Origin of the sequence: Luteimonas chenhongjianii (assembly GCF_002327105.1) — a bacterium.
Classification (GTDB): Bacteria; Pseudomonadota; Gammaproteobacteria; order Xanthomonadales; family Xanthomonadaceae; genus Luteimonas; species Luteimonas chenhongjianii.
In genome coordinates this window covers 810,311-831,412 of record NZ_CP023406.1, presented here as the reverse complement: position 1 = coordinate 831,412, position 21,102 = coordinate 810,311, and the positions used below count along the sequence as shown (strand labels likewise).

At 70.0% G+C, this 21,102-nt stretch carries 21 protein-coding genes; 9 read left to right on the top strand and 12 right to left on the bottom strand.

All coding sequences use genetic code 11. From position 1 onward, the window contains the following. Positions 1-68 precede the first annotated feature (68 nt). The gene (locus CNR27_RS03750; RefSeq protein WP_096300254.1) at positions 69-845 is read right to left on the bottom strand and encodes a polysaccharide deacetylase family protein; all 777 of its coding nucleotides are present in this window, start codon (positions 843-845) and stop codon (positions 69-71) included. 117 nt (positions 846-962) lie between these two features. Here CNR27_RS03750 and grxD point away from each other — a divergent pair, with 117 nt between their 5' ends. The 5 genes from grxD (at position 963) to CNR27_RS03725 (ending at position 8,542) form a co-directional block, all read left to right on the top strand. Then, positions 963-1,892 (top strand): Grx4 family monothiol glutaredoxin, encoded by a 930-nt coding sequence (gene grxD / locus CNR27_RS03745; protein WP_096296999.1) that lies wholly within the window; start codon positions 963-965, stop codon positions 1,890-1,892. Positions 1,893-2,217: 325 nt separating this feature from the next. Further along, positions 2,218-3,720: a GGDEF domain-containing protein gene (locus CNR27_RS03740; RefSeq protein ID WP_096296998.1), complete on the top strand. Its 1,503-nt coding sequence runs from the start codon at positions 2,218-2,220 to the stop codon at positions 3,718-3,720. A gap of 78 nt (positions 3,721-3,798) precedes the next feature. Continuing rightward, entirely contained in the window at positions 3,799-7,263 is a 3,465-nt protein-coding gene (locus CNR27_RS03735; RefSeq protein WP_096296997.1) for a hybrid sensor histidine kinase/response regulator, read from the top strand. A gap of 247 nt (positions 7,264-7,510) precedes the next feature. After that, positions 7,511-7,852 (top strand): hypothetical protein, encoded by a 342-nt coding sequence (locus tag CNR27_RS03730; RefSeq protein WP_096296996.1) that lies wholly within the window; start codon positions 7,511-7,513, stop codon positions 7,850-7,852. Continuing rightward, entirely contained in the window at positions 7,853-8,542 is a 690-nt protein-coding gene (locus tag CNR27_RS03725) for a Dph6-related ATP pyrophosphatase (protein WP_096296995.1), read from the top strand. A gap of 33 nt (positions 8,543-8,575) precedes the next feature. Here CNR27_RS03725 and fghA read toward each other — a convergent pair whose 3' ends face one another. From fghA to CNR27_RS03690, 7 genes are all read right to left on the bottom strand, one after another. Beyond that, on the bottom strand, positions 8,576-9,412 hold the full coding sequence (gene fghA, locus CNR27_RS03720) for an S-formylglutathione hydrolase (RefSeq protein ID WP_096300252.1): 837 nt from the start codon (positions 9,410-9,412) through the stop codon (positions 8,576-8,578). A 7-nt stretch (positions 9,413-9,419) separates the two neighbouring features. Next, positions 9,420-9,755: a DUF3658 domain-containing protein gene (locus CNR27_RS03715; RefSeq protein WP_096296994.1), complete on the bottom strand. Its 336-nt coding sequence runs from the start codon at positions 9,753-9,755 to the stop codon at positions 9,420-9,422. Beyond that, complete coding sequence (locus CNR27_RS03710) at positions 9,755-10,864, bottom strand: S-(hydroxymethyl)glutathione dehydrogenase/class III alcohol dehydrogenase (protein ID WP_096296993.1); 1,110 nt, start codon at positions 10,862-10,864, stop codon at positions 9,755-9,757. Before CNR27_RS03710 ends, CNR27_RS03715 begins: the two co-directional genes overlap by 1 nt. Positions 10,865-10,887: 23 nt before the next feature. Further along, positions 10,888-11,163: a formaldehyde-responsive transcriptional repressor FrmR gene (gene frmR / locus CNR27_RS03705; RefSeq protein ID WP_096296992.1), complete on the bottom strand. Its 276-nt coding sequence runs from the start codon at positions 11,161-11,163 to the stop codon at positions 10,888-10,890. Between the two features lie 51 nt (positions 11,164-11,214). Beyond that, positions 11,215-11,439, bottom strand: a complete 225-nt coding sequence (locus tag CNR27_RS03700; protein WP_157745246.1) for a hypothetical protein — start codon at positions 11,437-11,439, stop codon at positions 11,215-11,217. 63 nt (positions 11,440-11,502) lie between these two features. Then, a complete protein-coding gene (gene xth / locus CNR27_RS03695; protein WP_096296990.1) occupies positions 11,503-12,318 on the bottom strand; it encodes an exodeoxyribonuclease III in 816 nt (271 codons plus the stop codon). Positions 12,319-12,399: 81 nt separating this feature from the next. Then, on the bottom strand, positions 12,400-12,633 hold the full coding sequence (locus tag CNR27_RS03690; protein ID WP_096296989.1) for a hypothetical protein: 234 nt from the start codon (positions 12,631-12,633) through the stop codon (positions 12,400-12,402). A gap of 101 nt (positions 12,634-12,734) precedes the next feature. Here CNR27_RS03690 and CNR27_RS03685 point away from each other — a divergent pair, with 101 nt between their 5' ends. Further along, a complete protein-coding gene (locus CNR27_RS03685) occupies positions 12,735-12,923 on the top strand; it encodes a hypothetical protein (RefSeq protein WP_096296988.1) in 189 nt (62 codons plus the stop codon). A 7-nt stretch (positions 12,924-12,930) separates the two neighbouring features. On the opposite strand, the gene CNR27_RS03680 is transcribed toward CNR27_RS03685, so the two are convergent. The 3 genes from CNR27_RS03680 to CNR27_RS03670 form a co-directional block, all read right to left on the bottom strand. Continuing rightward, positions 12,931-13,566: a glutathione S-transferase family protein gene (locus CNR27_RS03680; protein WP_096296987.1), complete on the bottom strand. Its 636-nt coding sequence runs from the start codon at positions 13,564-13,566 to the stop codon at positions 12,931-12,933. Between the two features lie 94 nt (positions 13,567-13,660). Further along, a complete protein-coding gene (gene ppc, locus CNR27_RS03675; protein ID WP_096296986.1) occupies positions 13,661-16,381 on the bottom strand; it encodes a phosphoenolpyruvate carboxylase in 2,721 nt (906 codons plus the stop codon). Between the two features lie 44 nt (positions 16,382-16,425). Beyond that, positions 16,426-17,823, bottom strand: a complete 1,398-nt coding sequence (locus tag CNR27_RS03670) for a glutamate--cysteine ligase (RefSeq protein ID WP_425435475.1) — start codon at positions 17,821-17,823, stop codon at positions 16,426-16,428. 89 nt (positions 17,824-17,912) lie between these two features. Between CNR27_RS03670 and CNR27_RS03665 the strand changes: the two genes are divergently transcribed. Continuing rightward, positions 17,913-18,626: a VIT1/CCC1 transporter family protein gene (locus tag CNR27_RS03665; RefSeq protein WP_096296984.1), complete on the top strand. Its 714-nt coding sequence runs from the start codon at positions 17,913-17,915 to the stop codon at positions 18,624-18,626. A 27-nt stretch (positions 18,627-18,653) separates the two neighbouring features. Here CNR27_RS03665 and yihA read toward each other — a convergent pair whose 3' ends face one another. Next, positions 18,654-19,274, bottom strand: coding sequence for a ribosome biogenesis GTP-binding protein YihA/YsxC (gene yihA, locus CNR27_RS03660; RefSeq protein WP_096296983.1), 621 nt, complete (start codon positions 19,272-19,274; stop codon positions 18,654-18,656). Positions 19,275-19,407: 133 nt separating this feature from the next. On the opposite strand from yihA, the gene CNR27_RS03655 reads away from it, so the two are divergent. Both CNR27_RS03655 and CNR27_RS03650 read left to right on the top strand, forming a co-directional pair. Next, a complete protein-coding gene (locus tag CNR27_RS03655) occupies positions 19,408-20,307 on the top strand; it encodes a c-type cytochrome (RefSeq protein WP_096296982.1) in 900 nt (299 codons plus the stop codon). Between the two features lie 118 nt (positions 20,308-20,425). Next, a complete protein-coding gene (locus CNR27_RS03650; RefSeq protein WP_096296981.1) occupies positions 20,426-21,079 on the top strand; it encodes a thiol:disulfide interchange protein DsbA/DsbL in 654 nt (217 codons plus the stop codon). The last annotated feature ends 23 nt before the right edge of the window (positions 21,080-21,102 follow it).

Sequence of the window (21,102 nt, the reverse complement as noted above, 5' to 3'; positions counted from 1 at the left end):
AGCTGCTCCGCACAGCCCGCTCCCGGAGGGCGCTCGCCCACCGCGCGGCTGATCGGTGGCAACCGCGGTCAGGCGGAGGCGTCTGGCAGCGTCGCGCGCAAGCCCTTCGCCTGCATGCGCGCGAGGACCCGCTCGACCATCGCGACGTTGCGGCCGTGCTTCGCGCCCTCGTGCAGCAGCACGATCGCGCCGGGGGCCAGATCGGCCTCGATGCGTGCGACCACCGCGTCCACGTCCGCCTTCACCGCATCGAAGCCGCGCGCGCTCCAGCCGACGCGGGCAAGCCCCGCCTCGCGCAGCGGCGCGTGCACGAAGGGATTGGTATGGCCCACGACGGAGCGGAACCACGCCGGCGCACGGCCGGTGATCGTGCGCAGCGTGTTCTGGCAGTCGAGCACCTCGCGCCGCATCCGCGCCGGCCCCAGCGCCCAGAACCGGGCCTGGGGATGGGTCTGGCTGTGATTGCCGATGCCGTGGCCACGCGCGGCGATCTCGCGCACGAGGTCCGGGCGGGCGGCGGCGCGCTCGCCCACCAGGAAGAATGTGGCCTTCGCATCGTGCGCATCGAGCAGGTCGAGCAGTGCGCGGGTGTCGTCGGAGGGGCCGTCGTCGATCGTCAGCCAGACATCCTTGCCCGGCAACCGGGTCAGCACCGGCCCGTACAGGCGCGATGCCGGTGCCAGGACGCCCCACAGGCAGATCGCGTGACTGGCCAGCAGCAGCGGCAGGCCCACCGTCCACCCCAGCCGCCACCAGACCAGGGCGACCAGCAGCTGCGAGGCGATCAGCACCGGCAGCCAGAGCTGCGGGCGACGGGGCGGGCGGTGCACGGACATGGCGCGCATGATGCCATCGACCCCGCCGCGCAACGCCGCGGTGCAGGCGCCCAAAGCCCGTCGCGGGCTTGTATCGGCGGCCCCGCGGTACCATGTCGGCCGTCCCCCGCACACCGGATTTACGCCATGTCCCTCGACCCCGCCGTCCGCGCCCGCATCGAAACCCTGCTGCAGGGCAACCGGGCCGTGCTGTTCATGAAGGGCTCGCCGACGACCCCGCAATGCGGCTTCTCCGCCAAGGCCGTGTCCGCGCTGGAAGCGGTCGGCGTCGACTACGCGACCGTCAACGTGCTCGAGGACGGCGAGATCCGCGAGGGCATCAAGGCCTACGGTGACTGGCCGACGATCCCGCAGCTGTATGTCGACGGCGAACTCGTCGGTGGCAGCGACATCATCGAGCAGATGGTCGGCAGCGGCGAGCTGCACGGCCTGTTCGGCGTTGCCCCGCCCGACCGCACGCCGCCGTCGATCTCGATCACCCCGGCCGCGCGCGAGATGATCGCCAAGGCGGTCGGCGACGCCGGCGGCGACTACGTGCTGCAGGTCGACATCGACGCCAGTTTCCGCACGCGCCTGCAGCTGGCGCCGCGCAGCGCCTCGGCGATCCTTGCCCGGGCCGACGGTATCGATGTGCAGTTCGACCTCGCCGGTGCCCGCCGCGCCGACGGCATGACCATCGATTTCGCCGACGACATCCGCGGCCGCGGCCTGGTGATCGAGAACCCCAACGCGCCCAGGCCCGTGCAGGAGATCAGCCCGGCCGAGGCCAACGACCGCCTTGCGGCCGGCACGTTGACCCTGGTGGACGTGCGTCCGCCGGAAGAACGCGCCACGGCGAGCGTCGCGCGGCCGTTCGAGGTCCTCGACGGCGACGCGATCACCCGCCTGCAGCAGCTGCCCAAGGACACGCCGCTGGCGTTCCTGTGCCATCGCGGCGGCCGCAGCCAGCAGGCCGCCGAGCATTTCCGCAACCAGGGCTTCACCCAGGTCTACAACGTCGTCGGCGGCATCGACGCCTGGAGCGACAGCGTCGACGGCAGCGTGCCGAAGTACTGAGCCGTTCGGGCCTTGCGGGGCCGGCGCCACGCGCGTCCGGCCCATCCGACGCGCGGGCCGCCAGCGGCGGGTGCAGGGGGCCGGCGACTGGAGAACGATTGCCCGCCGCGCGCCGTTGCGTGAAGCCTGGCGCACCCGGCCGGGCCGGATGATGTGCGGGGCGCCAGGCCCGGTCCGGGCCGAGCGCCGCCGGTCCGGTTAATGCGGTCCCAACGGCGCGTGCGCAGTTCCTCAAGTCGTGGCCGGGCCTGCCGCTAGGACAGAGTCCGCATCCGCATCCGCGCGTGCGTAGCGCATCGGCGCGCCCGTCCTTCCCGTGAGCCCCATGCCCGCACCGACCACTCCCAATGCCACTTCGCGCACGCGCGACACGCCCGGTGGCACCGGACGGGCAATCGATTCCCAGGCGCTGGTCGCCCTGTTCGCCGGTGCGGACGATCCCCAGCAACTGCTTTCGGCCTTCGCCGACGGCGTCGCCGGCCTGCACGACGAACTCGGCAGCCTGGGTGGCTACCTGCAGTCCGCCCGGCGCAGCGAGGACTGGCCGGCCTACGGGCGGGCGATGCGCCAGCTCATCGACAAGTACATCCGCACCGTCGAACTGGATGCGCCGCCGCCGACCGATGCGCAGGCACTGCGGCTGCGTGACCTGCTGCGGCATGCGGTCGGCAGTGCACTCGCCGGGCTGCTGCGCAGCGAGCCTGCGCTCGCCGACGAAGCGATCGCCCTGGCTGCGGATCTGCGCGGCTGGACACCGGGCCAGGACCTCGACGCACTGTCCCGACGCATTACCGACCTGTGCCATCGCGTCGGCGTGCATGGCCAGGACGCAGAGGAGCACGTTTCGCTGCTGCTCGGCCTGTTCGACCTGCTGCTGGAGAACATCGGCGAGCTGCTCGACGAGAAGAGCTGGCTGCATGGCCAGATCGGGCAGATCCGCAGCCTGCTCTCCGGCCCCCTGAGCCGCTCGGCGATCGAGGGCGCGCGCACCGAGCTTCGACAGATGCTCTACCGGCAGACGCTGCTCAAGACCGGCATAGACGAATCACGGACCGCGATGCGCGCGATGATGGGCACCTTCGTCGAGAGTCTCGACGGCATGGCCGCGCAGACCGGCGAGTACCAGGACCGCCTGACCGGCCACGCGGTACGGATCCGCGAGGCGCGCAGCATCGGTGAACTCAACGGGCTGCTCGACACCGTGCTCGAGGACACCGGGCACATCCAGGCGCGCGCGGTGCGTGCGCGCGACGACCTGGTGGCCGCCCGGCGCGAGCTTGAAGAGAGCGAGCGGCGCCTTGCGCAGATGGAGCAGAAGCTCAGCGACGCCGCCGGACTCGCCCGCGAGGACGAACTCACCGGTTGCCTCAACCGCCGCGGCTTCGATGAAGCCTTCGCGCACGAGACAGCGCGCGCGCGGGAAGACCGGCCGCTGTGCATGGCGCTCGTCGACCTCGACGATTTCCGCCGGCTCAACGCAGTCCACGGCCATCTCGGCGGAGACGCCGCGCTGCGCCACTTCGTCGACATCGCGCGCCTCACCCTGCGTGACCACGATGTCATCGGCCGCTTCGGCGGGGAGGAATTCGTGATCCTGATGCCGGCCATGACCCTGCCGCACGCCCTCGCCGCGATGGCAGGGCTACGCACCGTGCTCTCCCGGCGCCCGCTCGTCCAGGAGAATGCCCGGATTCCGGTGACCTTCAGCGCCGGCATCGCCCTGCGGCGCCCTTCGGAGTCCTTCGAGTCGCTGCTCAAGCGCGCCGACCAGGCCATGTACCAGGCCAAGCGCGCAGGCAAGGACCGCAGCGTGGCCGCATCGGGCTAGGGGGCCACCCCGGCCTCGGCCGGATCGTGAGGTCGGCCCGACCCGCTACACTCCCGCGTCCGCATCGAGGGGAACCGCATGCTGCCGGGCTGGGTACTGCTGCTGGTGTCACTGGGCTACGCGGCGCTGCTGTTCGGGGCGGCCTGGTACGGCGACCGCCGTCCCCTGTATCCGCAGCGCCCCTGGTTGCGCACGGCTGTCTACTGCCTCGCGCTGGCGGTGTACTGCTCGTCGTGGACGTTCTACGGCGCGGTCGGGACCGCGGCGCGGCAGGGCCTGGGCTATCTGCCGATCTACATCGGCCCGCTGCTCTTGCTGGTGTTCGGCTGGCGGATCCTCGAACGACTGGCGTTGATCGCGCAGTCGCAGAACACGGTGTCGATCGCCGACTTCATCGGCTCGCGCTATGGCCGCTCGCAGCGGCTGGCCGCGCTGGTCGCGCTGATCGCGCTGATGGCGGCGGTGCCGTACCTGGCCCTGCAGTACAAGGCGGTGGCGATCAGCCTGGGCGTGCTCGGCGGACCGGACGACCCGGTCACCCCGTTCGGCGATCCGGCGTTCTACGTCGCCGCCCTGATGGCGCTGTTCGCGATCCTGTTCGGCACGCGGCAAGTGGATGCCACCGAGCATCGGCCCGGCATGATGCTGGCGGTCGCTCTGGAATCGCTGATCAAGCTCGTGGCGCTGGTCGCGGTGGGCATCTTCGCGATCATGTGGCTGGACGCGCGCGAGCTGCACCTGCTCGAGGCCACCCGCGCACTGGTCGGCAACGCGCCGCCGACCAGCTTCCTCGCGCAGTGCCTGCTGGCATTCGCCGCACTGATCTGTCTGCCGCGCCAGTTCCACGTTGCGATCGTGGAATGCGGAGACGTGCGCGACATCCGCCGTGCGCGCTGGCTGTTCGGCGGCTACCTCGTGGTCATCTGCCTGATGGTGCTGCCGATCGCGAGCGCCGGCGTCGCGCTGTTCGGGCGCGACGGGCCGGTGGCGCCCGACAGCTTCGTGCTGGCGCTGCCGATGGCGATGAATGCCGATTCGCTGGCGCTGTTCGCCTACATCGGCGGCTTCTCCGCGGCGACCGGCATGGTGATCGTCTCGTCGGTGGCACTCGCGACGATGGTCAGCAACGACCTGGTGATGCCCCTGCTGTTGCGCCGCGGCTATGCCGAGCGCCACGGCGGCAACGTGGCGCGCACGGTGCTGTGGATCCGCCGTGTCGCGATCATCGGTCTCGCCGCGCTGGCCTACGGCTACTACCGCGCCAGCGGCAACGAGACCACGCTGGCCGCGTTCGGCCTGATGGCCTTCGTCGCGGTGGCCCAGTTCGCGCCGGCGCTGATCGGTGGGCTGTACTGGCGCGGCGCGAGCCGGCGTGGCGTGGAGGTGGGCCTGCTGATCGGCTTCGGCGTGTGGATCTACACGCTGCTGCTGCCCACGCTCACGCAGTCGGGCTGGCTCGATCCGCAGTGGCTCGCCAGCGGGCCCTTCGGCATCCACTGGCTGCGTCCGCACGCGCTGTTCGGGCTCGCCGGCTGGGATCCACTGACCCACGGCACGTTCTGGTCGCTGCTGCTCAACGTGGGCGCCCTGCTGCTCGTGTCCGCGCGCTGGCGCCCGACGCTCGACGAGCGCCTGCGCGCGGCGCCGTTCCTGGACCCCTACGCCGAACGACGAACCTTCGCCTCCGAGGAATGGAGCGGCAATGTCGACATCGGCGACCTGCTGACCCTGACCGGACGCATCGTCGGCGAGCGCACCGCGCGCGCGGCGTTCGACGAGCACGCGCAGGCGCAGGCGCAAGGCAAGCCGCTTGTGCACAACACGCCGGCCGACCGCACCTGGCTGCAGTTCACCGAGCGCCAGCTCGCAGCCGCAGTCGGCGCCTCGTCGGCGCGCCTGCTGATGACCAGCGCGCTGAAGGGCTCGGGCATGGAGGTCGACGAAGTCGTCGCGATGCTCGACGAAGCCGGTCAGGAACTGCGTTTCAATCGCGAGGTGCTGTCGTCGACGCTGGAGAACATCGACCATGCGGTCAGCGTGGTCGACCCCACGATGCGGCTGGTCGCGTGGAACCGCAGCTACCAGCGTCTGTTCGGCTATCCCGACAACATGCTCTACGTGGGCCGGCCGGTCGCCGACCTGATCCGCTACAACGCCGAGCGCGGGGAGCTGGGCCCACGCGACGCCATCGACATCGACACCGAGATCGACAAGCGCATTGCCTACATGCGCGCCGGCTCGCCACACGTGTCCGAGCGCGTGCTCGGCAACGGCAAGGTCATCGAGCTGCGCGGCCAGCCGCTCCCCGGCGGCGGCTATGCGACCAGCTACAGCGATGTGACCGACTACAAGCGCGTCGAGCGCGAGCTGCGCGACATCAACGAGACCCTGGAGCATCGCGTCGCCGAGCGCACCCGCGAAGCCGAGGCTGCGCAGGAGTCGCGCTCGCGCTTCCTCACCGCGGTGAGCCATGACGTGCTGCAGCCGCTCAATGCCGCGCGCTTGTTCACCTCCGCGCTGCGCGAAACCCAGGATGGCGCGGAACAGAAGCATCTCGCCGAACGCGTCGACACCTCGCTGCGCGCCGCCGAGGAACTGCTCGACGGTTTGCTCGATGTCTCGCGCCTCGACGCGGGCGCGCTGAGGCCCGAGATCGTCGACTTCGACGTGTCCGAACTGCTGCGCCAGCTTGCCGGGCAGTACGCGCCGATGGCGAAGGCGCGCGCGCTCGATATCCGCCTGCATGCACCGCCCATGCCGGTGCGCAGTGACGCCCGGCTATTGCGCAGGGTGCTGCAGAACTTTCTTGCCAATGCGCTGCGCTACACCCGCAGCGGTCGCATCGTGCTGGCGGCGCGCCGCCGGGGCGACCAGGTAGCGCTGCAGGTCTGGGATTCGGGTCCCGGCATTCCCGAACACCACATGAGCCAGATCTACGACGAATTCCACCGCTACGAACAGAACTTCGACTGGGACGGGCGCGGCCTGGGCCTGGGCCTGTCGATCTGCCAGCGCATCTCGCGCCTGCTCGGCCACACGCTCGATGCACGTTCGACCGTCGGCCACGGCAGCATGTTCTCCATCACCGTGCCGCGCAGCACACTCGCGGTGTTGCCGCCCATCGTGCCGCCGACGCCGCTGCAGGACGAATCGCTGCACGGCCTGCGCGTGCTGTGCGTCGACAACGACGACGACATCCTAGCCGGCATGCGCGCCCTGCTGCGGCGCTGGGGCGTCGAGCCGCTGTGCGCCAAGACCATCGACGAAGCGATCGCGTGCATGGAACAGGGGCCTGACGTGCTGCTGGTCGACTACCACCTGCACGACCGTCTCGACGGCCTGGATACCCTCGATACGCTGCGCGGCATCGCACCCGACGTGCCCGGCGCCCTGCTGACCGCCGACGGCAGCGACACGCTCAAGCAGACCGCGCGCATCCGTGGCTACACGGTGCTCACCAAGCCGGTCAAACCGGCCTCGATGCGCGCCTTCCTCGGTGCCCAGCGCATGGCCGCCAGCGCGCGGAGCGCGCGCACGGCCTGAGCGCCGCAGCGGCGCGCGGACGCACAGGCGCGCGCCGATCGACCCTGCCCGGTGCCGCCGCGCCGTTCGCCGCCTGGAAAGTGCCCCATGTCGAACGCGCCGCTGCCGTGAACGCCAGGCGCGGTAGCAACGCTGATCACCGATGCCCGGTTGCGCAGCGTGATCGCGCGGATTCGCAGCGCGGAATGACGGATTTCTAACGCGTCCGGTTGCTAGGCTTGCGCCTTCGCAACGCGATGGACGCCGCATGAGTACACGCTATCTGATCCGACTGCCCGAACCCGAACAGGCGCGCGCCTCCGGCGTCCATGCGATCCGCGCGCAGGGTGCCGCCGGCATCGCCGCCGAAGTGGAAGACGCGCTGCGCGGCAATGCGCTGTTCACGCGCTGGCGCTCGGAGCAGCCCGACCCCGACGACGTCGACGAGGCCCTCGGGGTCACCGACCCGTCCGCCCGGGTCACCGGCGAGGATCGGGATCTCGGCGTCGATCTGGTCGTGAACACGTCCATCTCCAGCACCGTGCTCAAGCATCGCCTGCGCCTGCTTGCCGGCAGCGCCTGGGAGCTGCGTGACGTCCGCGCCGGCTGAGTGACCGCGCCTCCGCCGAACCAGGTGCTGCTGTCGTGGAGCGGCGGCAAGGACGCAGCCTGGGCCCTGCACGTGCTGCGCCAGCGCGGCGATGTCGATGTGGTCGGGCTGCTGACGACGATCGTCGAAGGCGCCGATCGTGTGTCGATGCAGGACATCCGCGTCGAGGTCGTCCATGCGCAGGCCGCGTCCGCTGGCCTGCCGCTGATCGAGATGCGCGTGCCGCGGCAGCCCGACAACGCCGTCTACGGCGCGCGCTTGGCCGAGGCGCTGCAGGTCGCACGTAGTCGTTGGCCATCGCTGCGCACGCTCGCGTTCGGCGACCTGTTTCTGGACGATATCCGCCACTGGCGCATGCAGCAGTGCGCGCGCCTGGGATGGGAGGCGGCGTTCCCCCTGTTCGGGCGGGATACCGCGGCGCTGGCGCGCGAGATGCAGGCCGGCGGGCTGCGTGCGGCGCTGTGCTGCGTCGACACCACGCAGCTCGACGCCAGCTTCGCCGGAAGCGACTTCGATGCCGACCTGCTGGCCGCGCTGCCGGTGCAGGTCGATCCCTGCGGCGAACGCGGCGAGTTCCACACCTGCGTCCTCGACGGGCCGATGTTCGCCGCGCCATTGATGCTGGCGCGCGGCCCGACCGTCCTGCGCGAGGGGCGCTTCGCCTGCACCGACTTCCTCGCGCGCACCTGAGCCCCGTGCTCGCGCGTTGACGCGGGAGAGGAGTCAGCCCCCGTCGCGCAGCGCCCGGGCGTGATGTTCGATGTGCTCGCCGATAAAGCTGGCGATGAAGTAGTAGCTGTGATCGTAGCCGGGCCGCATGCGCAGCTCGAGCGGATGGCCGGCCGCTTCGCAGGCGGCGCGCAGCAGTTGTGGCTTGAGCTGGCCTTCGAGGAACTCGTCGGCCTCGCCCTGCTCGACCAGCAGCGCGAGCCGCTCGGGCGCATCGGCGATCAGCGCGGTGGCGTCGTACTGGGCCCATGCGCTGCGGTCGTCGCCGAGGTAGGCACCCAGCGCCTTTTCGCCCCACGGCACCTGGCTGGGCGCGACGATCGGCGAGAACGCCGACACGCTGCGATAGCGCCCGGGATTGCGCAAGGCGATCAGCAGCGCCCCGTGCCCGCCCATCGAATGCCCGCTGATGCCGCGCCCATCCGTCACCGGGAAGTTGGCCTCGATCAGCGCCGGCAGCTCGCGCACCACGTAGTCGTACATGCGGTAATGCGTCGCCCAGGGCTGCTGCGTGGCATCGACATAGAAGCCGGCACCCTTGCCGAGGTCGTAACCATCGGCATCGGGTACGTCGTCGCCGCGCGGACTGGTATCGGGCGCGACCAGGATCACGCCGTGCTCGGCGGCATAGCGCTGCGCGCCGGCCTTGGTGATGAAGTTCTGCTCGTTGCAGGTCAGGCCCGACAGCCAGTACAGCACCGGAAGTCGCGCCCGCTCCGCCTGTGGCGGCAGGTACACCGCGAAACGCATCGTGCAGTCGAGCGTGTCGGAGGCGTGTTCGTAGACATCCTGCCAGCCACCGAAACAGGCGCGATGTTCGATGCGTTCGATCGCCATGTCAGCGCTCGCCATGTGCGGCAAGGCGGATCTGGAGGGTCTTGAGCACCGCCGGATCGCCGCGGGTTTCGATGCGCGCCGCCTCGGCAAGCGCGCGGATACGCAGTGCGTAGAACGCTTCGGGAAGCTCTTCGTATTCGTCGGGCGCGGCGATCATCACGCCGGCCGTGATCAGGCCCGCCTGCTTCCATTCGCGGTCGAGGGCGGTGAGGATCGCCCCGTCGATCAACTGCAGGTCCCGCTCGTCCAGGCGTTCGATCGCGTCGCGCGCTTCCTGGCCGACTTCGACACTGTCGAGCATCGCCGCCAGGGCGGACTTCTCCACAGGCCCGGCCATCAGTAGTGCACCACGGAGCGGATCGACTTGCCTGCGTGCATGAGCTCGAAGGCGTCGTTGATCGCGTCCAGATCCATCGTGTGGGTCACGAACGGCGCAAGTTCGATGTCGCCCTTCATCGCGTCCTCGACCATGCCCGGCAGCTGGCTGCGGCCCTTGACGCCGCCGAAGGCGGTGCCCATCCACTTGCGCCCCGTAACCAGCTGGAACGGACGCGTGCTGATTTCCTGGCCGGCGCCGGCGACGCCGATGATCACGCTCTGGCCCCAGCCGCGGTGCGCGCACTCGAGCGCGGCGCGCATCACGTTGACGTTGCCGATGCACTCGAACGAATGATCGACGCCCCAGGTGGTCATCTCGACGATCACCTGCTGGATCGGCTTGTCGTGGTCCTTCGGATTGATGCAGTCGGTGGCGCCGAATTCTTTGGCGAGTTCGAACTTCGACGGATTGGTGTCGATCGCGATGATGCGGCCGGCCTTGGCCTGGCGCGCCCCCTGGATTACCGCCAGGCCGATGCCGCCGAGACCGAACACGGCGACGCTGTCGCCCGGCTGGACCTTGGCGGTGTTGTGCACGGCGCCGATGCCGGTGGTCACGCCACAGCCGAGCAGACAGACCTGCTCGGGATTCGCTTCCGGGTTGATCTTGGCCAGCGACACCTCGGCCACCACGGTGTACTCGCTGAAGGTCGAGCAGCCCATGTAGTGGTAGATCGGCTCGCCGTTGTAGGAGAAGCGGGTGGTGCCGTCGGGCATCACGCCCTTGCCCTGGGTCGCGCGTACTGCCACGCAGAGGTTGGTCTTGCCGCTCTTGCAGAACAGGCACTCGCCGCACTCGGCGGTGTAGAGCGGAATCACATGGTCGCCGGGCTTGACCGACGTCACGCCCTCGCCGACCTCCACCACGATGCCCGCGCCCTCGTGGCCGAGCACGACCGGAAACAGGCCCTCGGGATCATCACCCGACAACGTGAACGCGTCGGTGTGGCAGACGCCGGTGTGGGTGATGCGGACCAGCACTTCGCCCGCCTTGGGCGGGGCGACGTCGATCTCGACGATCTTCAGCGGTTCGCCTGCGGCGAACGCGACTGCGGCGCGTGACTTCATGAGGGAACTCCCGGAAACGGTGATTACTTGAGATAGGTCCGCACCAGCGCGACGGCATCGTCGACGCTGGCGCGGCGCTGTTCGGGCGAGTCGGCCGGCTGGCCGAGCTCCCCGCGCAGATGACTTTCGAGCACGCCCGACATCATGCCGTTGACCGCCCCGCGCAACGCCGCGAGCTGCTGCAGCACGGGCCCGCAGTCGGCGCCGTCCACGAGCGCGCGCTCGAGCGCATCGAGCTGTCCGCGCATGCGCCGCACGCGGGCCAGGACACGCTTCTTCTCGTCGGGGGAATGCGGCATGACGTCCGGCCTGAATACTCCCGGGGAGTATACGCCAGCGCGCCTGACGGGTCAGCCGGTGGGAGACTCGTCGGGGATCAGGCCGGCACCGACCAGCATCCGGTGCACACGCTCCTGCACGTAGGCATCGTGCTCTTCGGGCACCTGCTCGATCAGCGGCGCGGCTTCGTCGGAGAACGCGTCGAGTACGGCGTCGTGCGGCGTCTGCGCCATCAGTTCCCGGAGCCGCGCTTCGAGCCGGGCGAGCATCGCGTCGATTTCGGTTCTGGTCTGCATGGCGACCATCGTGGACCTGCCGATGTCATGCAGGTGTCGATGCGCAGCCGGCATACGGACCGCTCAGCGCGACTTGCCGGCCACCGGCACCGCCACCCGCGCCCAGGTAGGCGCATGGTCGCTGGCCTTGTCCTGGAGCCGCACCCAGCGATCGACGCCCACTTCCTGGAGCCCGCCGGCCAGCACCGGATTGAGCAGTATGTGGTCGATGCGCAGGCCGCGGTCGCGCTCGGCATGCTGGCGGAAGTAGTCCCAGAACGTGTAGACCACCTCGTCACCGAACACCTCGCGCAGCGCGTCGGTCCACCCCTGCGCGAGCAGCGCCGCATAGGCCTCGCGCACCTCCGGCTGGATCAGCGCGTCCTTGCGCCATGCCTTGGGGTCGTAGACGTCGATGTCGTCCGGGATGACGTTGAAATCGCCGAGCAGCACCACCGGATGCGGCAGGTCCACCAGCGTGCGCGCGTGTTTCGCCAGCCGCGCCATCCAGCGCAACTTGTAGTCGAACTTCGGACCGGGCTGCGGATTGCCGTTGGGCAGATACAGCGCGCCGACGACAATGCCGTGCGCCGCCGCCTCGAGGTAGCGGCTCTGCGTGTCCGTGGGGTCGCCCGGCAGACCGCGCCGGTTCTCGACCGGTATCGCGTCGCGGGCCAGGATCGCCACGCCATTCCATGACGACTGGCCGTGCCAGATCGCGCCATAGCCCGCCGCCTCGATGGCCGCAGCCGGGAACGCGGCGTCGGTTGCCTTGAGCTCCTGCAACGCGACGATGTCCGGCGCCTCGTGCGCCAGCCATTCGAGCAGGTGCGGCAACCGCGAGGCGATGCCGTTGACGTTGAAGGTGGCGAGCTTCAGGTGGCGCTTTCGGGGGGCCATGCGGTCGGGCTCCGATCGGGTGACGTGTTCCTCGGCGGTCGCTTCCGCGTGCCCGGCAATGCCAGGAGCAGACGGGAACGCTCAGCGGTCCCAGGGCAGCCAGCGGTGCCTGGGCACCTTGCGCGTCGCCACCAGCACGATCACCGCGCTCGACAGCAGGATGCCCGAGACCAGGCCGCCGACGGCCAGCAGGCCGCGGGTGGAGATCGAGACCGCGCCGTCGACCGAGGCATTGCCGACGCGGATGCGCAGGCTTGCGGTATGCACGGGCGAGGTGTCGGACGGGTCGGTCGTGCGTTGGAGGTCGCGTGCCATGGGAGTCTCCGGTACCGGGAAGACCCGCATGCTCTCAGGCGCGCCGTGAAAGCAGAGCGCGAACTCGGGGGCCAGGCACTGCACGCCGATACCGCGCCGCCATGCTGCTGTTCGACGCCTGCGGCAACGGCAGGCGCCCCCGCTCGCCGATGGCCCGGGTGGCCCACCGAGGCGGCAGAAGCCCGCTGGCGCCACCCGACCTCGAGCCCGCCACGCTCGCGCCAGCTATCGTCGTGCTTGTGGGCGGCGACGTCGGCGTCAGTGTCGAACAAGCGATGCTGCGACGCTGAGCTGCAATCAATCCGCGGGCGTGGGCATCGCCGCATCGTCGAGCGCGGTCGCGCGCTGCCAGGCAGGACGCGCCTGCAGCCGGGCGGCGTATTCGACGAACGCGGGCCGCGGCGGCAGCGACTTGAACAGCTGCCCCCAGATGACCTGCGCGCCGGCATAGACGTCCACCGCGGTGAAGCGCTCGCCGGTGAGCCAGGGCGCTGCGGATGCGGCCGCGTGCTCAAGCGTATCGACGGTACGCTCGAAGCTGCCATAGCCGACCGTGCCCGCACGCTCCGGCGGCGCCAGCAGGTCGAGCGCTTTCGCCGAGACCGCGGCCTCGAGCGGGCCGGCGGCGAAGAACATCCAGCGGTAGTAGGCAGCGCGCGCGGCCGGGGTCGGCGCGGGCAGCAGGCCGGCCTGCGGAAAGGTCTCGGCGAGATAGGCGCAGATGGCCGCGGTCTCGGTGACCACGACCCCTTCATGCACCAGCACCGGCACCTTCCCCATCGGGTTGAGCGCGAGAAACTCCGGGGCGCGCATGGCACCGTCGTAACCGGTCAGCTCGACACGATAGGGCTGGCCGACTTCCTCGAGCATCCAGCGCGCGATGCGGCCGCGCGACATCGGGTTGGTATAGAGGACAAGCGCTTCGTTGGCCACGGCCGGTGCTCGCGTTCGGAGAGCGGCCGAGTGTGCGCCGGACGCGCCGCAGGCGGCAATCGCGGCGACCGCTGAGCGTTTCGCAGCGCCGCGCTCAACCGGTGTTCTGGATCCCGGCCGCGATCCCGTTGACGGTCGAGACCAGGGCCCGCAGCAACGCCTCGTCCTCGCGACCGGACTCGCGCCAGCGCCGCAGCAGTTCCACCTGCAGCAGGCTGATCGGATCGACATAGGGATTGCGCAGACGGATCGACAGCTGCAGTCGATAGTCGTCGGCCAGCAGCACCTCCTGTGACTTGAGCAGCAGGATGGCATCGCGCGTGCGCAGGAATTCGTCGAGGATGCCCGGGAAGAAGGCATCGTGCGCGTCGCCGGCCAGCTGCGAATAGCGTTCGAAGATCGCGATGTCGCTCTTGGCCAGAAGCATCTCGACATCGTCGAGCGCTGCGCGGAAGAACGGCCAGTCGCGGGTCATCTCGGTCATCGCCTGCTGGCCATGCACGACGATGCCGTGCTGGAGCGCGGTGCCCAGCCCGTACCAGCCGGTGAGTCCGGAACGATTCTGCGACCAGGCGAACACCCAGGGAATCGCCCGCAGGTTGCCGATGCCGCCTTCGCGCCTGCGCGATGGACGCGAGCCGATCTGCAGCCGTTCGATCACGTCGATCGGCGTCGCGGTGCGGAAGTAGTCGGGAAAATCGCTGCGCTCGTGCACCAGCGCGCGGTAGTGCGCGCGCGACACCTCGGCCAGCTCGGCGGCGATCGCGCGCCAGCTGTCTTCGCGCGAGTCGGGCGCGCGCGGGCGCAAGGTCGCCTGCAGCACCGCCGCGGTCGACTGTTCGAGGTTGCGCAGCGCGAGCGCACGGATGCCGTACTTGCGGTGGATCACCTCGCCCTGTTCGGTCACCCGCAGGCTGCCGTCCACCGAACCACGCGGCGCCGCATCGATCGCGCGGCCGGTCTTGCCGCCACCGCGGCTCACCGAGCCGCCACGGCCGTGGAAGAACACGATGCGCAGGCCGGCCTCGCGGGCGAGCGCGGTCAGCTCGACCTGGGTGCGCTGCAGCGCCCAGCGCGAGGCCAGCAGGCCGCCGTCCTTCGCGCTGTCGGAATAGCCCAGCATCACCACCTGCCGGTCGCCCCGCGCGGCCAGGTGCGCGCGATAGCGCGGGTCGTCGAACAGCGCGCGCATCACCGTGGGCGCGGCCTGCAGATCGTCGACGGTCTCGAACAGTGGCGACACGTCCAGCGGCACCTGGCCGGCCTCGACGCAACCGGCAATGCGCGCGAGCGCCAGCACCGCCAGCGCATCGGCCGCGTTGCGCGCCATCGAGATGATGTACAGGCCGGTCGCCGCAGCGCCATGGCTGCGGCGCAGATCGGTGACCGCATCGAACACGCCGAGCGTCGAGGCAACGCTCTCGTTCGACATCGCGCCCCCGGCCCCCGGCGGCGCGTCGAGCATCGCGTGCAGTCGCGACACGCGCGTTTCGACATCGAGCGCGCTCCAGTCGCTGCCGTCGATGTGGCCGAGCACCTCGTCGTGCACCGCCGAATCCTGGCGCAGGTCGAGCGCAGCGAGATGGAAGCCGAAGGTCCGCGCGCGCCACAGCAGACGCTCGAGCGCGAACAGGCCGGCGTGCGCGCCGCGGTGCTCGCGCAGGCTCGCCTCCATCAGTGCCAGGTCGTCGAGGAATGCGGTGGCGTCCGGGTAGCCGGCGCGGTGGTCGGCATCGGTCAGGCGCAAACGCAGCTGCATCAGGTCGAGCAGGCGCCGGTAGGGCATGTCGGCATGGCGCGGATTGAGCACGGACTCCGCATCCGGCAGCCGGCGCCGGTAGTCGTCGACGCGCGCGATGACCGCTTCGTCGACCGACACCCGGTCGGAGGTCTGGGTCAGCACGTTGCCCAGCGCGCGCAGGTCGCGGCGGTACTGCGCCAGTGCCTGGCTGCGCTGCGCGCCCAGCGCCGCGCGCATGGTGTCGGCGTTGACGTTGGGGTTGCCGTCCATGTCGCCGCCGACCCAGGTGCCGAAGCGCAACACCTGCGGCAAAGCGGGGCGCGTGCCGTACACGGACTCGATGGCCTCGCCGAGCGCCTCGTAGAACACCGGCAGCACGCGATAGAGCACGTTGGACAGGTAGTAGCCGACATGCTCGACCTCGTCGGCGACGGTCGGCTTGCGTGCGGGCGATTCCGAGGTCTGCCAGGCCGAGGTCAGCGCCAGCACGATGCGCGCGTCGTCGGCGCGGCGCTCGATCGGCGTGCGCTCGCGGTCGATGTCGGCAATCAGGCGCTCGACGATCGTCCGCTCCTTCTCCAGCAGCACGCGGCGCACGGCCTCGGTGGGGTGGGCGGTGAACACCGGCTCGATGCTCAGGCGTGCCAGCACGGCCTCGAGCTGTGGCAGATCGACGCCGGCGTCCCGCAGCGAACGCAATGCCGCTTCCAGCCCGCCAGGCTGCGGGCCATCGCCGGCGCGCTGGTAGTCGCGGCGGCGGCGGATGCGATGGACACGTTCGGCCAGGTTGATCGCGCCGAAATAGGCGGCGAATGCCCGCACCAGCGCGTCTGCATCGTCGAGCGAAACCCCGGCCAGGCTCTCTGCGAGCGCGTCCACCGGCGCGCCCATCTCGCGCCGCGCGATCGCCGCCCGGCGCACACCTTCCACCTGCTCGAGCAGGGCTGGCGAGACCTGTTCCGAGAGCATGTTCCCGACCATCGCGCCGAGCCGGCGCACATCGTCGCGAAGCAGGCGGTCGGTCTGGGCGAATCCGATATCGCGCAGCGGCGGCAGATCGTCTTGGGCACTCATCCGGTCACGTTATACAAGCCCCACGTGACTGTCGCGCAAGCGGATCAGTAGGCGAACTCGCGGAACACGTGGTCGATGTCGCCTTGCCAGGGACCGTGGAACAGTTCGAGCTTGCGCTCGGCCGGCGTCTGCCCCGACTCGGCGATCTCGATCAGGGTGTCGAGGAACACACGCTCGTCCTGGCCGCTCGAATTGAGCTGGGCGCGGCGCTGCAGGCCACCGGCGGAGATCTTCAGCGCCTCGATCGCGAGGTCGCGCAGCGTGCCGCCGCGGAACGGCGTCTTCAGCGCGAGCCTGGGCACGTCGTCGCGCAGGGCGTTGCGCTCGGCCATCGTGAAGTCGCGCACCAGATCCCAGGCCGCATCGAGCGCCGTGTCGTCGTAGAGCAGGCCCACCCAGAACGCAGGCAACGCGCACAACCGGTTCCACGGGCCGCCGTCGGCGCCGCGCATCTCCAGGTACTTCTTCAGCCGCACCTCGGGGAACGCGGTGGTCATGTGGTCCGACCAGTCGCGCAGCGTCGGCAGCTGGCCCGGCAGCGCCGGCAGTTCGCCGCGCAGGAAATCGCGGAAGCTCTGGCCGGCGGCGTCGTGGTAGACGCCGTCGCGATACGAGAAGTACATGGGCACATCGAGCAGGTAGTCGACATAGCGCTCGTAGCCGAAACCGTCCTCGAACACGAAATCCAGCATGCCGGTGCGGTCGGGATCGGTGTCGGTCCAGATCTGCGAGCGGTAGCTCAGGTATCCGTTCGGCCGGCCTTCGGTGAACGGCGAATCGGCGAACAGCGCGGTGGCCACCGGCTGCAGCGCCAGCGACACCCGGAACTTCCTGACCATGTCCGCTTCGGACGCGTAGTCGAGGTTGACCTGGACCGTGCAGGTGCGGGTCATCATGTCCAGGCCGAGGTCGCCGACCTTCGGCATGTAGTCACGCATGATTTTGTAGCGGCCCTTGGGCATCCACGGCATCTCGTCGCGGCGCCACTTGGGCTGGAAGCCCATGCCGAGGAATCCCAGGCGCAGTTCGTCGGCGACGCTCTTGACCTCGAAGAGGTGCGCGCCGACCTCGCCGCAGGTCTCGTGGATCGTCTTCAGTGGCGCGCCGGAGAGTTCCAGCTGGCCGGCCGGCTCCAGGGTCACCGAGGCCGCGTCCTTGAGCAGGGCGATCGTGCGGCCGTTCTCGTTCACGGGTTCCCAGCCGAAGCGGGTGAGCCCACGCAACAACGCCTCGATGCCACGCTCGCCATCGAAAGTGGGCGCGCGCAGGTCGTCGAAGCGGAAGCCGAACTTCTCGTGCTCGGTGCCGATGCGCCAGTCGGCGCGCGGCTTCTCGCCTGAGGCAAGCACCTCGACGAGCGTCGCGCGGTCGGTGATCGGGGTGTCGGCGGTATGGCTGGGGCTGGACAAGGTGACGGACTCGCAATCGGGCCAAGCCCGCACGCCGGCACTATAAGCGTCCGGCCGGTGGATGTCGGCCCTGCCGACGTGTCGTGACGCCCGCGTCACGCCGCCACATATGTGCTGCGGCGATGGCCGCCACCCAGATTCCGCACCGTCCGTCTCCCGAGCGCCACCGCGGCGAACGGGTGGGCTGGCTGCGCGCGGCGGTGCTCGGCGCCAACGACGGCATCGTGTCCATCGCGGGCCTGGTCGTCGGCGTGGCTGCCGCGGGCAGCCCGCATACGACGGTGCTGCTGACCGGCGTCGCCGGCATCGTGGCCGGCGCCATGTCGATGGCCGCAGGCGAATACGTGTCGGTGCGCTCGCAGGCCGACACCGAGCAGGCGGATCTGAAGATCGAGCGCAGCGAACTGCGCGATGCCCCGGAAGAGGAGCTCGAGGAGCTGGCCGGCATCTACCAGGCCCGCGGCCTCGATGCGGCGCTGGCGCGACAGGTCGCGGAACAGTTGACCGCGCACGACGCGCTGGCCGCGCACGCACGCGATGAGCTCGGCTTCACCCCCACGCTGGCCGCGCGCCCACTGCAGGCCGCAGGGGCGTCGGCGGCCGCGTTCTGCGCCGGTGCGGCGCTGCCGATGGTCGCCGCCCTGATCGCGCCTCCCGCCTATGCGGAACCGGCGATCATCTCCACGACATTGATCGCGTTGTTCATCTCCGGCGCGCTCGCCGCATGGGCCGGCGGCGCGCCGATCCTGCGTGGCGCGCTGCGGGTCGCGTTCTGGGGCGTACTTGCGATGGCTGCCGCCAGTGTGATCGGACGGCTGTTCAACGTTGCGGTCTGAGGCGGCACCTGATGCCGGGCCGGCGCCTCAGGAGCGCGGGCCGCCGATTTCCAGCCAGCGTGCGATCACGCCGCGCGCCTCGTCGACGCCGATCTTGGATTCACCCGAGAAGGTCTGCACGCTGACCTTGTCGCCGTGTTCGGCCTGCAGCTCCTTGCGCACCGCCTGCAGCGTGTTGCCCGCCGCGCCACGGCCGAGCTTGTCGGCCTTGGTCAGCAGCGCATGGGCGGGCATTCCGTTTTCGACCGCGAAGGCGATCATCTGGCGGTCGTAATCCTTGAGCGGATGACGGATGTCCATCACCACAACGAGGCCCTTGAGCGCCTCGCGCTCGCGGAAGTAGCGGGCCAGGAACGCCTGCCAGTGCGCCTGCAGGTCACGGGGCACCTTGGCATAGCCGTAACCGGGCAGGTCGACCAGATAGCGGTTCGCATGCGACGGAAGATCGAAGAACACCAGCTGTTGGGTGCGACCGGGGGTCTTGGACACCCGCGCGAGCGCGTTCTGCTGGCACAGGGCGTTGAGTGCGCTGGACTTGCCGGCGTTGGAGCGGCCGGCGAACGCGACCTCGAAGCCCCCGTCGGGCGGAAGCTGCTGCGGGGTGTGGGCGGCCAACAGATATTTGGCGCGTGCAAATGGATTCGACATGGCGATAGCTTGGCACGACCGGCGCCGGACTGCCCGCCGCGCGGTTTGACCCGCCCGGTGCAGGCCAACATAATCCGGGGGACTTGCGCCCGGCATCGGCTGGACGCGGCATCGAAGCTCTCGGAGCCCAGCAATGCGCCACGCTCGTGCTTTTGGTATCGCCGGTCTTGTGGTTCTGGCCGTGGGCGCTGTCGCGTTCGCGCAGTCCACGGTTCAACCGTTGCCCGACGCGCCCCCGGTCGAAACCCGGGATCTCAACGACAATGCCGTGGCCGAGCTGGCCGAGGCGACCTATGGCGATGCCCAGCGCGGCGCCCAGCTCGCCGGCACCTGCGCGGCCTGCCACGGACTGGACGGCAATGCCGACGCCGACCCCTCGCTGTATCCGCGCATCGCCGGGCAGAACGAGCGCTATGTCGCCCACCAGCTGGCGCTGTTCAAGAGCGGCCAGCGGCAGAGCCCGATCATGCAGCCGTATGCGATGCCGCTCAGTGCGCAGGACATGCGCGACCTGGGCGCGCATTACGCCCAGCAGTCCAGCGGCGCCGGCATCGCCGACGATGCCGTGGTCGAGAGTGGCCCCTACGCGGGCATGAAGTTCTACGAGATCGGACAGACGCTGTTCCGCAGCGGCAATACCGAACGCGGCATCCCGGCGTGCATGGCCTGTCACGGCCCAGCCGGCAGTGGCAATCCGGGCCCGGCCTACCCGCATGTCGGTGGCCAGCAGGCCTGGTACAGCGCGGCCCGGCTCTACACCTATCGCGAAGGCCAGACCCTCGAGGACAACCGCCATCTGTTCGATGTCATGGCCTCGGTGGCCAGGCAGCTGAGCGACGAGGAAATCGAGGCCCTGGCCAGCTACATGCAGGGCCTGCACCATCGCCCGGACCCGGCCATGCTGGCGGCGATCGAGGCCCAGGCCGCGGCCACGCCGGCGCCTGCGACGATGCCCGAGAACCAGCCGGTGCCGGCAACCGACCCGTCCGCGCAGCAGGCGCAGGACGCGGAGCCGGCGCCGCAGGCCCAGTGATGGGGCAGCGGCCGATCGGCCTGGCAGGCGTGCCCTCGTCAGAGCCGCGCCGCACCGCCGCGATCCCGCACCGCATGTGCGCCGGGCCAGCCATCCTCCGCCTGTTGGAACATCCACGATGAGCGCATTCCCCACCTTCAATTGGCGTCCGCTGGTGCTGCTTGCGCTGCTCCTCGGCGCATGGCTGCCGGCCACCGCCCAGCCCCATGCACCGGTCGAAGGACGCGACTACGCGTTGATCTCCGACGGCCAGCCCTGGCAGCCCCTGGACGGCAGGATCGAGGTCGTCGAGGTGTTCTCCTATGGCTGCGTGCACTGCTTCCGTTTCCAGAAGCTCCTCGATGCCTGGCGCGCGAAAGCCCCGGCCGACGTGCGCCTGACCTACGTGCCCGCCGCGTTCTCGGCCGGCGACAACTTCGCGCGCGGTTTCTTCGTCGCGCAGGACCAGGGCCTGGACGCGCGCAGCCACCACGCCCTGTTCTCGGCGGTCCACGACACCGGCGCCCTCCCGCGCAGCGGCGCCAGTCCCGAGGCGATCGCCGCGTTCTACGTCAGCCAGGGTGCGCGCTCTCAGGCGCGATTCGCCGCCGCGATGGCCAGCCCCGCGACCGACGAAAAACTGAACGCCGCGCGTGCCTTTGCCACACGCAGTGGCGTAGAGGGCACGCCGACACTCATCATCAATGGCCGCTACCGGGTGATGGGACGGTCGCTGGAGGAGCTCCTCACGGTGACCGACCAGCTGATCGCACGCGAACGCGCCGCGCGCTGACGCCACCCGTCGAACGATTTCCT

Excerpts from the sequence above, each read along its gene's own strand:
- xth (WP_096296990.1), bottom strand. The coding sequence starts at position 12,318 with ATGGCCCCCCGAAAGCGCCACCTGAAGCTCGCCACCTTCAACGTCAAC.
- yihA (WP_096296983.1), bottom strand. The coding sequence starts at position 19,274 with ATGTCGAATCCATTTGCACGCGCCAAATATCTGTTGGCCGCCCACACC.
- CNR27_RS03715 (WP_096296994.1), bottom strand. The coding sequence starts at position 9,755 with ATGGCCGGGCCTGTGGAGAAGTCCGCCCTGGCGGCGATGCTCGACAGT.
- CNR27_RS03730 (WP_096296996.1), top strand. The coding sequence starts at position 7,511 with ATGAGTACACGCTATCTGATCCGACTGCCCGAACCCGAACAGGCGCGC.
- frmR (WP_096296992.1), bottom strand. The coding sequence starts at position 11,163 with ATGCCGCATTCCCCCGACGAGAAGAAGCGTGTCCTGGCCCGCGTGCGG.
- CNR27_RS03685 (WP_096296988.1), top strand. The coding sequence starts at position 12,735 with ATGCTGCTGTTCGACGCCTGCGGCAACGGCAGGCGCCCCCGCTCGCCG.
- CNR27_RS03710 (WP_096296993.1), bottom strand. The coding sequence starts at position 10,864 with ATGAAGTCACGCGCCGCAGTCGCGTTCGCCGCAGGCGAACCGCTGAAG.
- CNR27_RS03655 (WP_096296982.1), top strand. The coding sequence starts at position 19,408 with ATGCGCCACGCTCGTGCTTTTGGTATCGCCGGTCTTGTGGTTCTGGCC.
- ppc (WP_096296986.1), bottom strand. The coding sequence starts at position 16,381 with ATGAGTGCCCAAGACGATCTGCCGCCGCTGCGCGATATCGGATTCGCC.
- CNR27_RS03750 (WP_096300254.1), bottom strand. The coding sequence starts at position 845 with ATGCGCGCCATGTCCGTGCACCGCCCGCCCCGTCGCCCGCAGCTCTGG.
- CNR27_RS03740 (WP_096296998.1), top strand. The coding sequence starts at position 2,218 with ATGCCCGCACCGACCACTCCCAATGCCACTTCGCGCACGCGCGACACG.
- CNR27_RS03665 (WP_096296984.1), top strand. The coding sequence starts at position 17,913 with ATGGCCGCCACCCAGATTCCGCACCGTCCGTCTCCCGAGCGCCACCGC.
- grxD (WP_096296999.1), top strand. The coding sequence starts at position 963 with ATGTCCCTCGACCCCGCCGTCCGCGCCCGCATCGAAACCCTGCTGCAG.
- CNR27_RS03735 (WP_096296997.1), top strand. The coding sequence starts at position 3,799 with ATGCTGCCGGGCTGGGTACTGCTGCTGGTGTCACTGGGCTACGCGGCG.
- CNR27_RS03700 (WP_157745246.1), bottom strand. The coding sequence starts at position 11,439 with ATGCAGACCAGAACCGAAATCGACGCGATGCTCGCCCGGCTCGAAGCG.
- CNR27_RS03650 (WP_096296981.1), top strand. The coding sequence starts at position 20,426 with ATGAGCGCATTCCCCACCTTCAATTGGCGTCCGCTGGTGCTGCTTGCG.
- CNR27_RS03690 (WP_096296989.1), bottom strand. The coding sequence starts at position 12,633 with ATGGCACGCGACCTCCAACGCACGACCGACCCGTCCGACACCTCGCCC.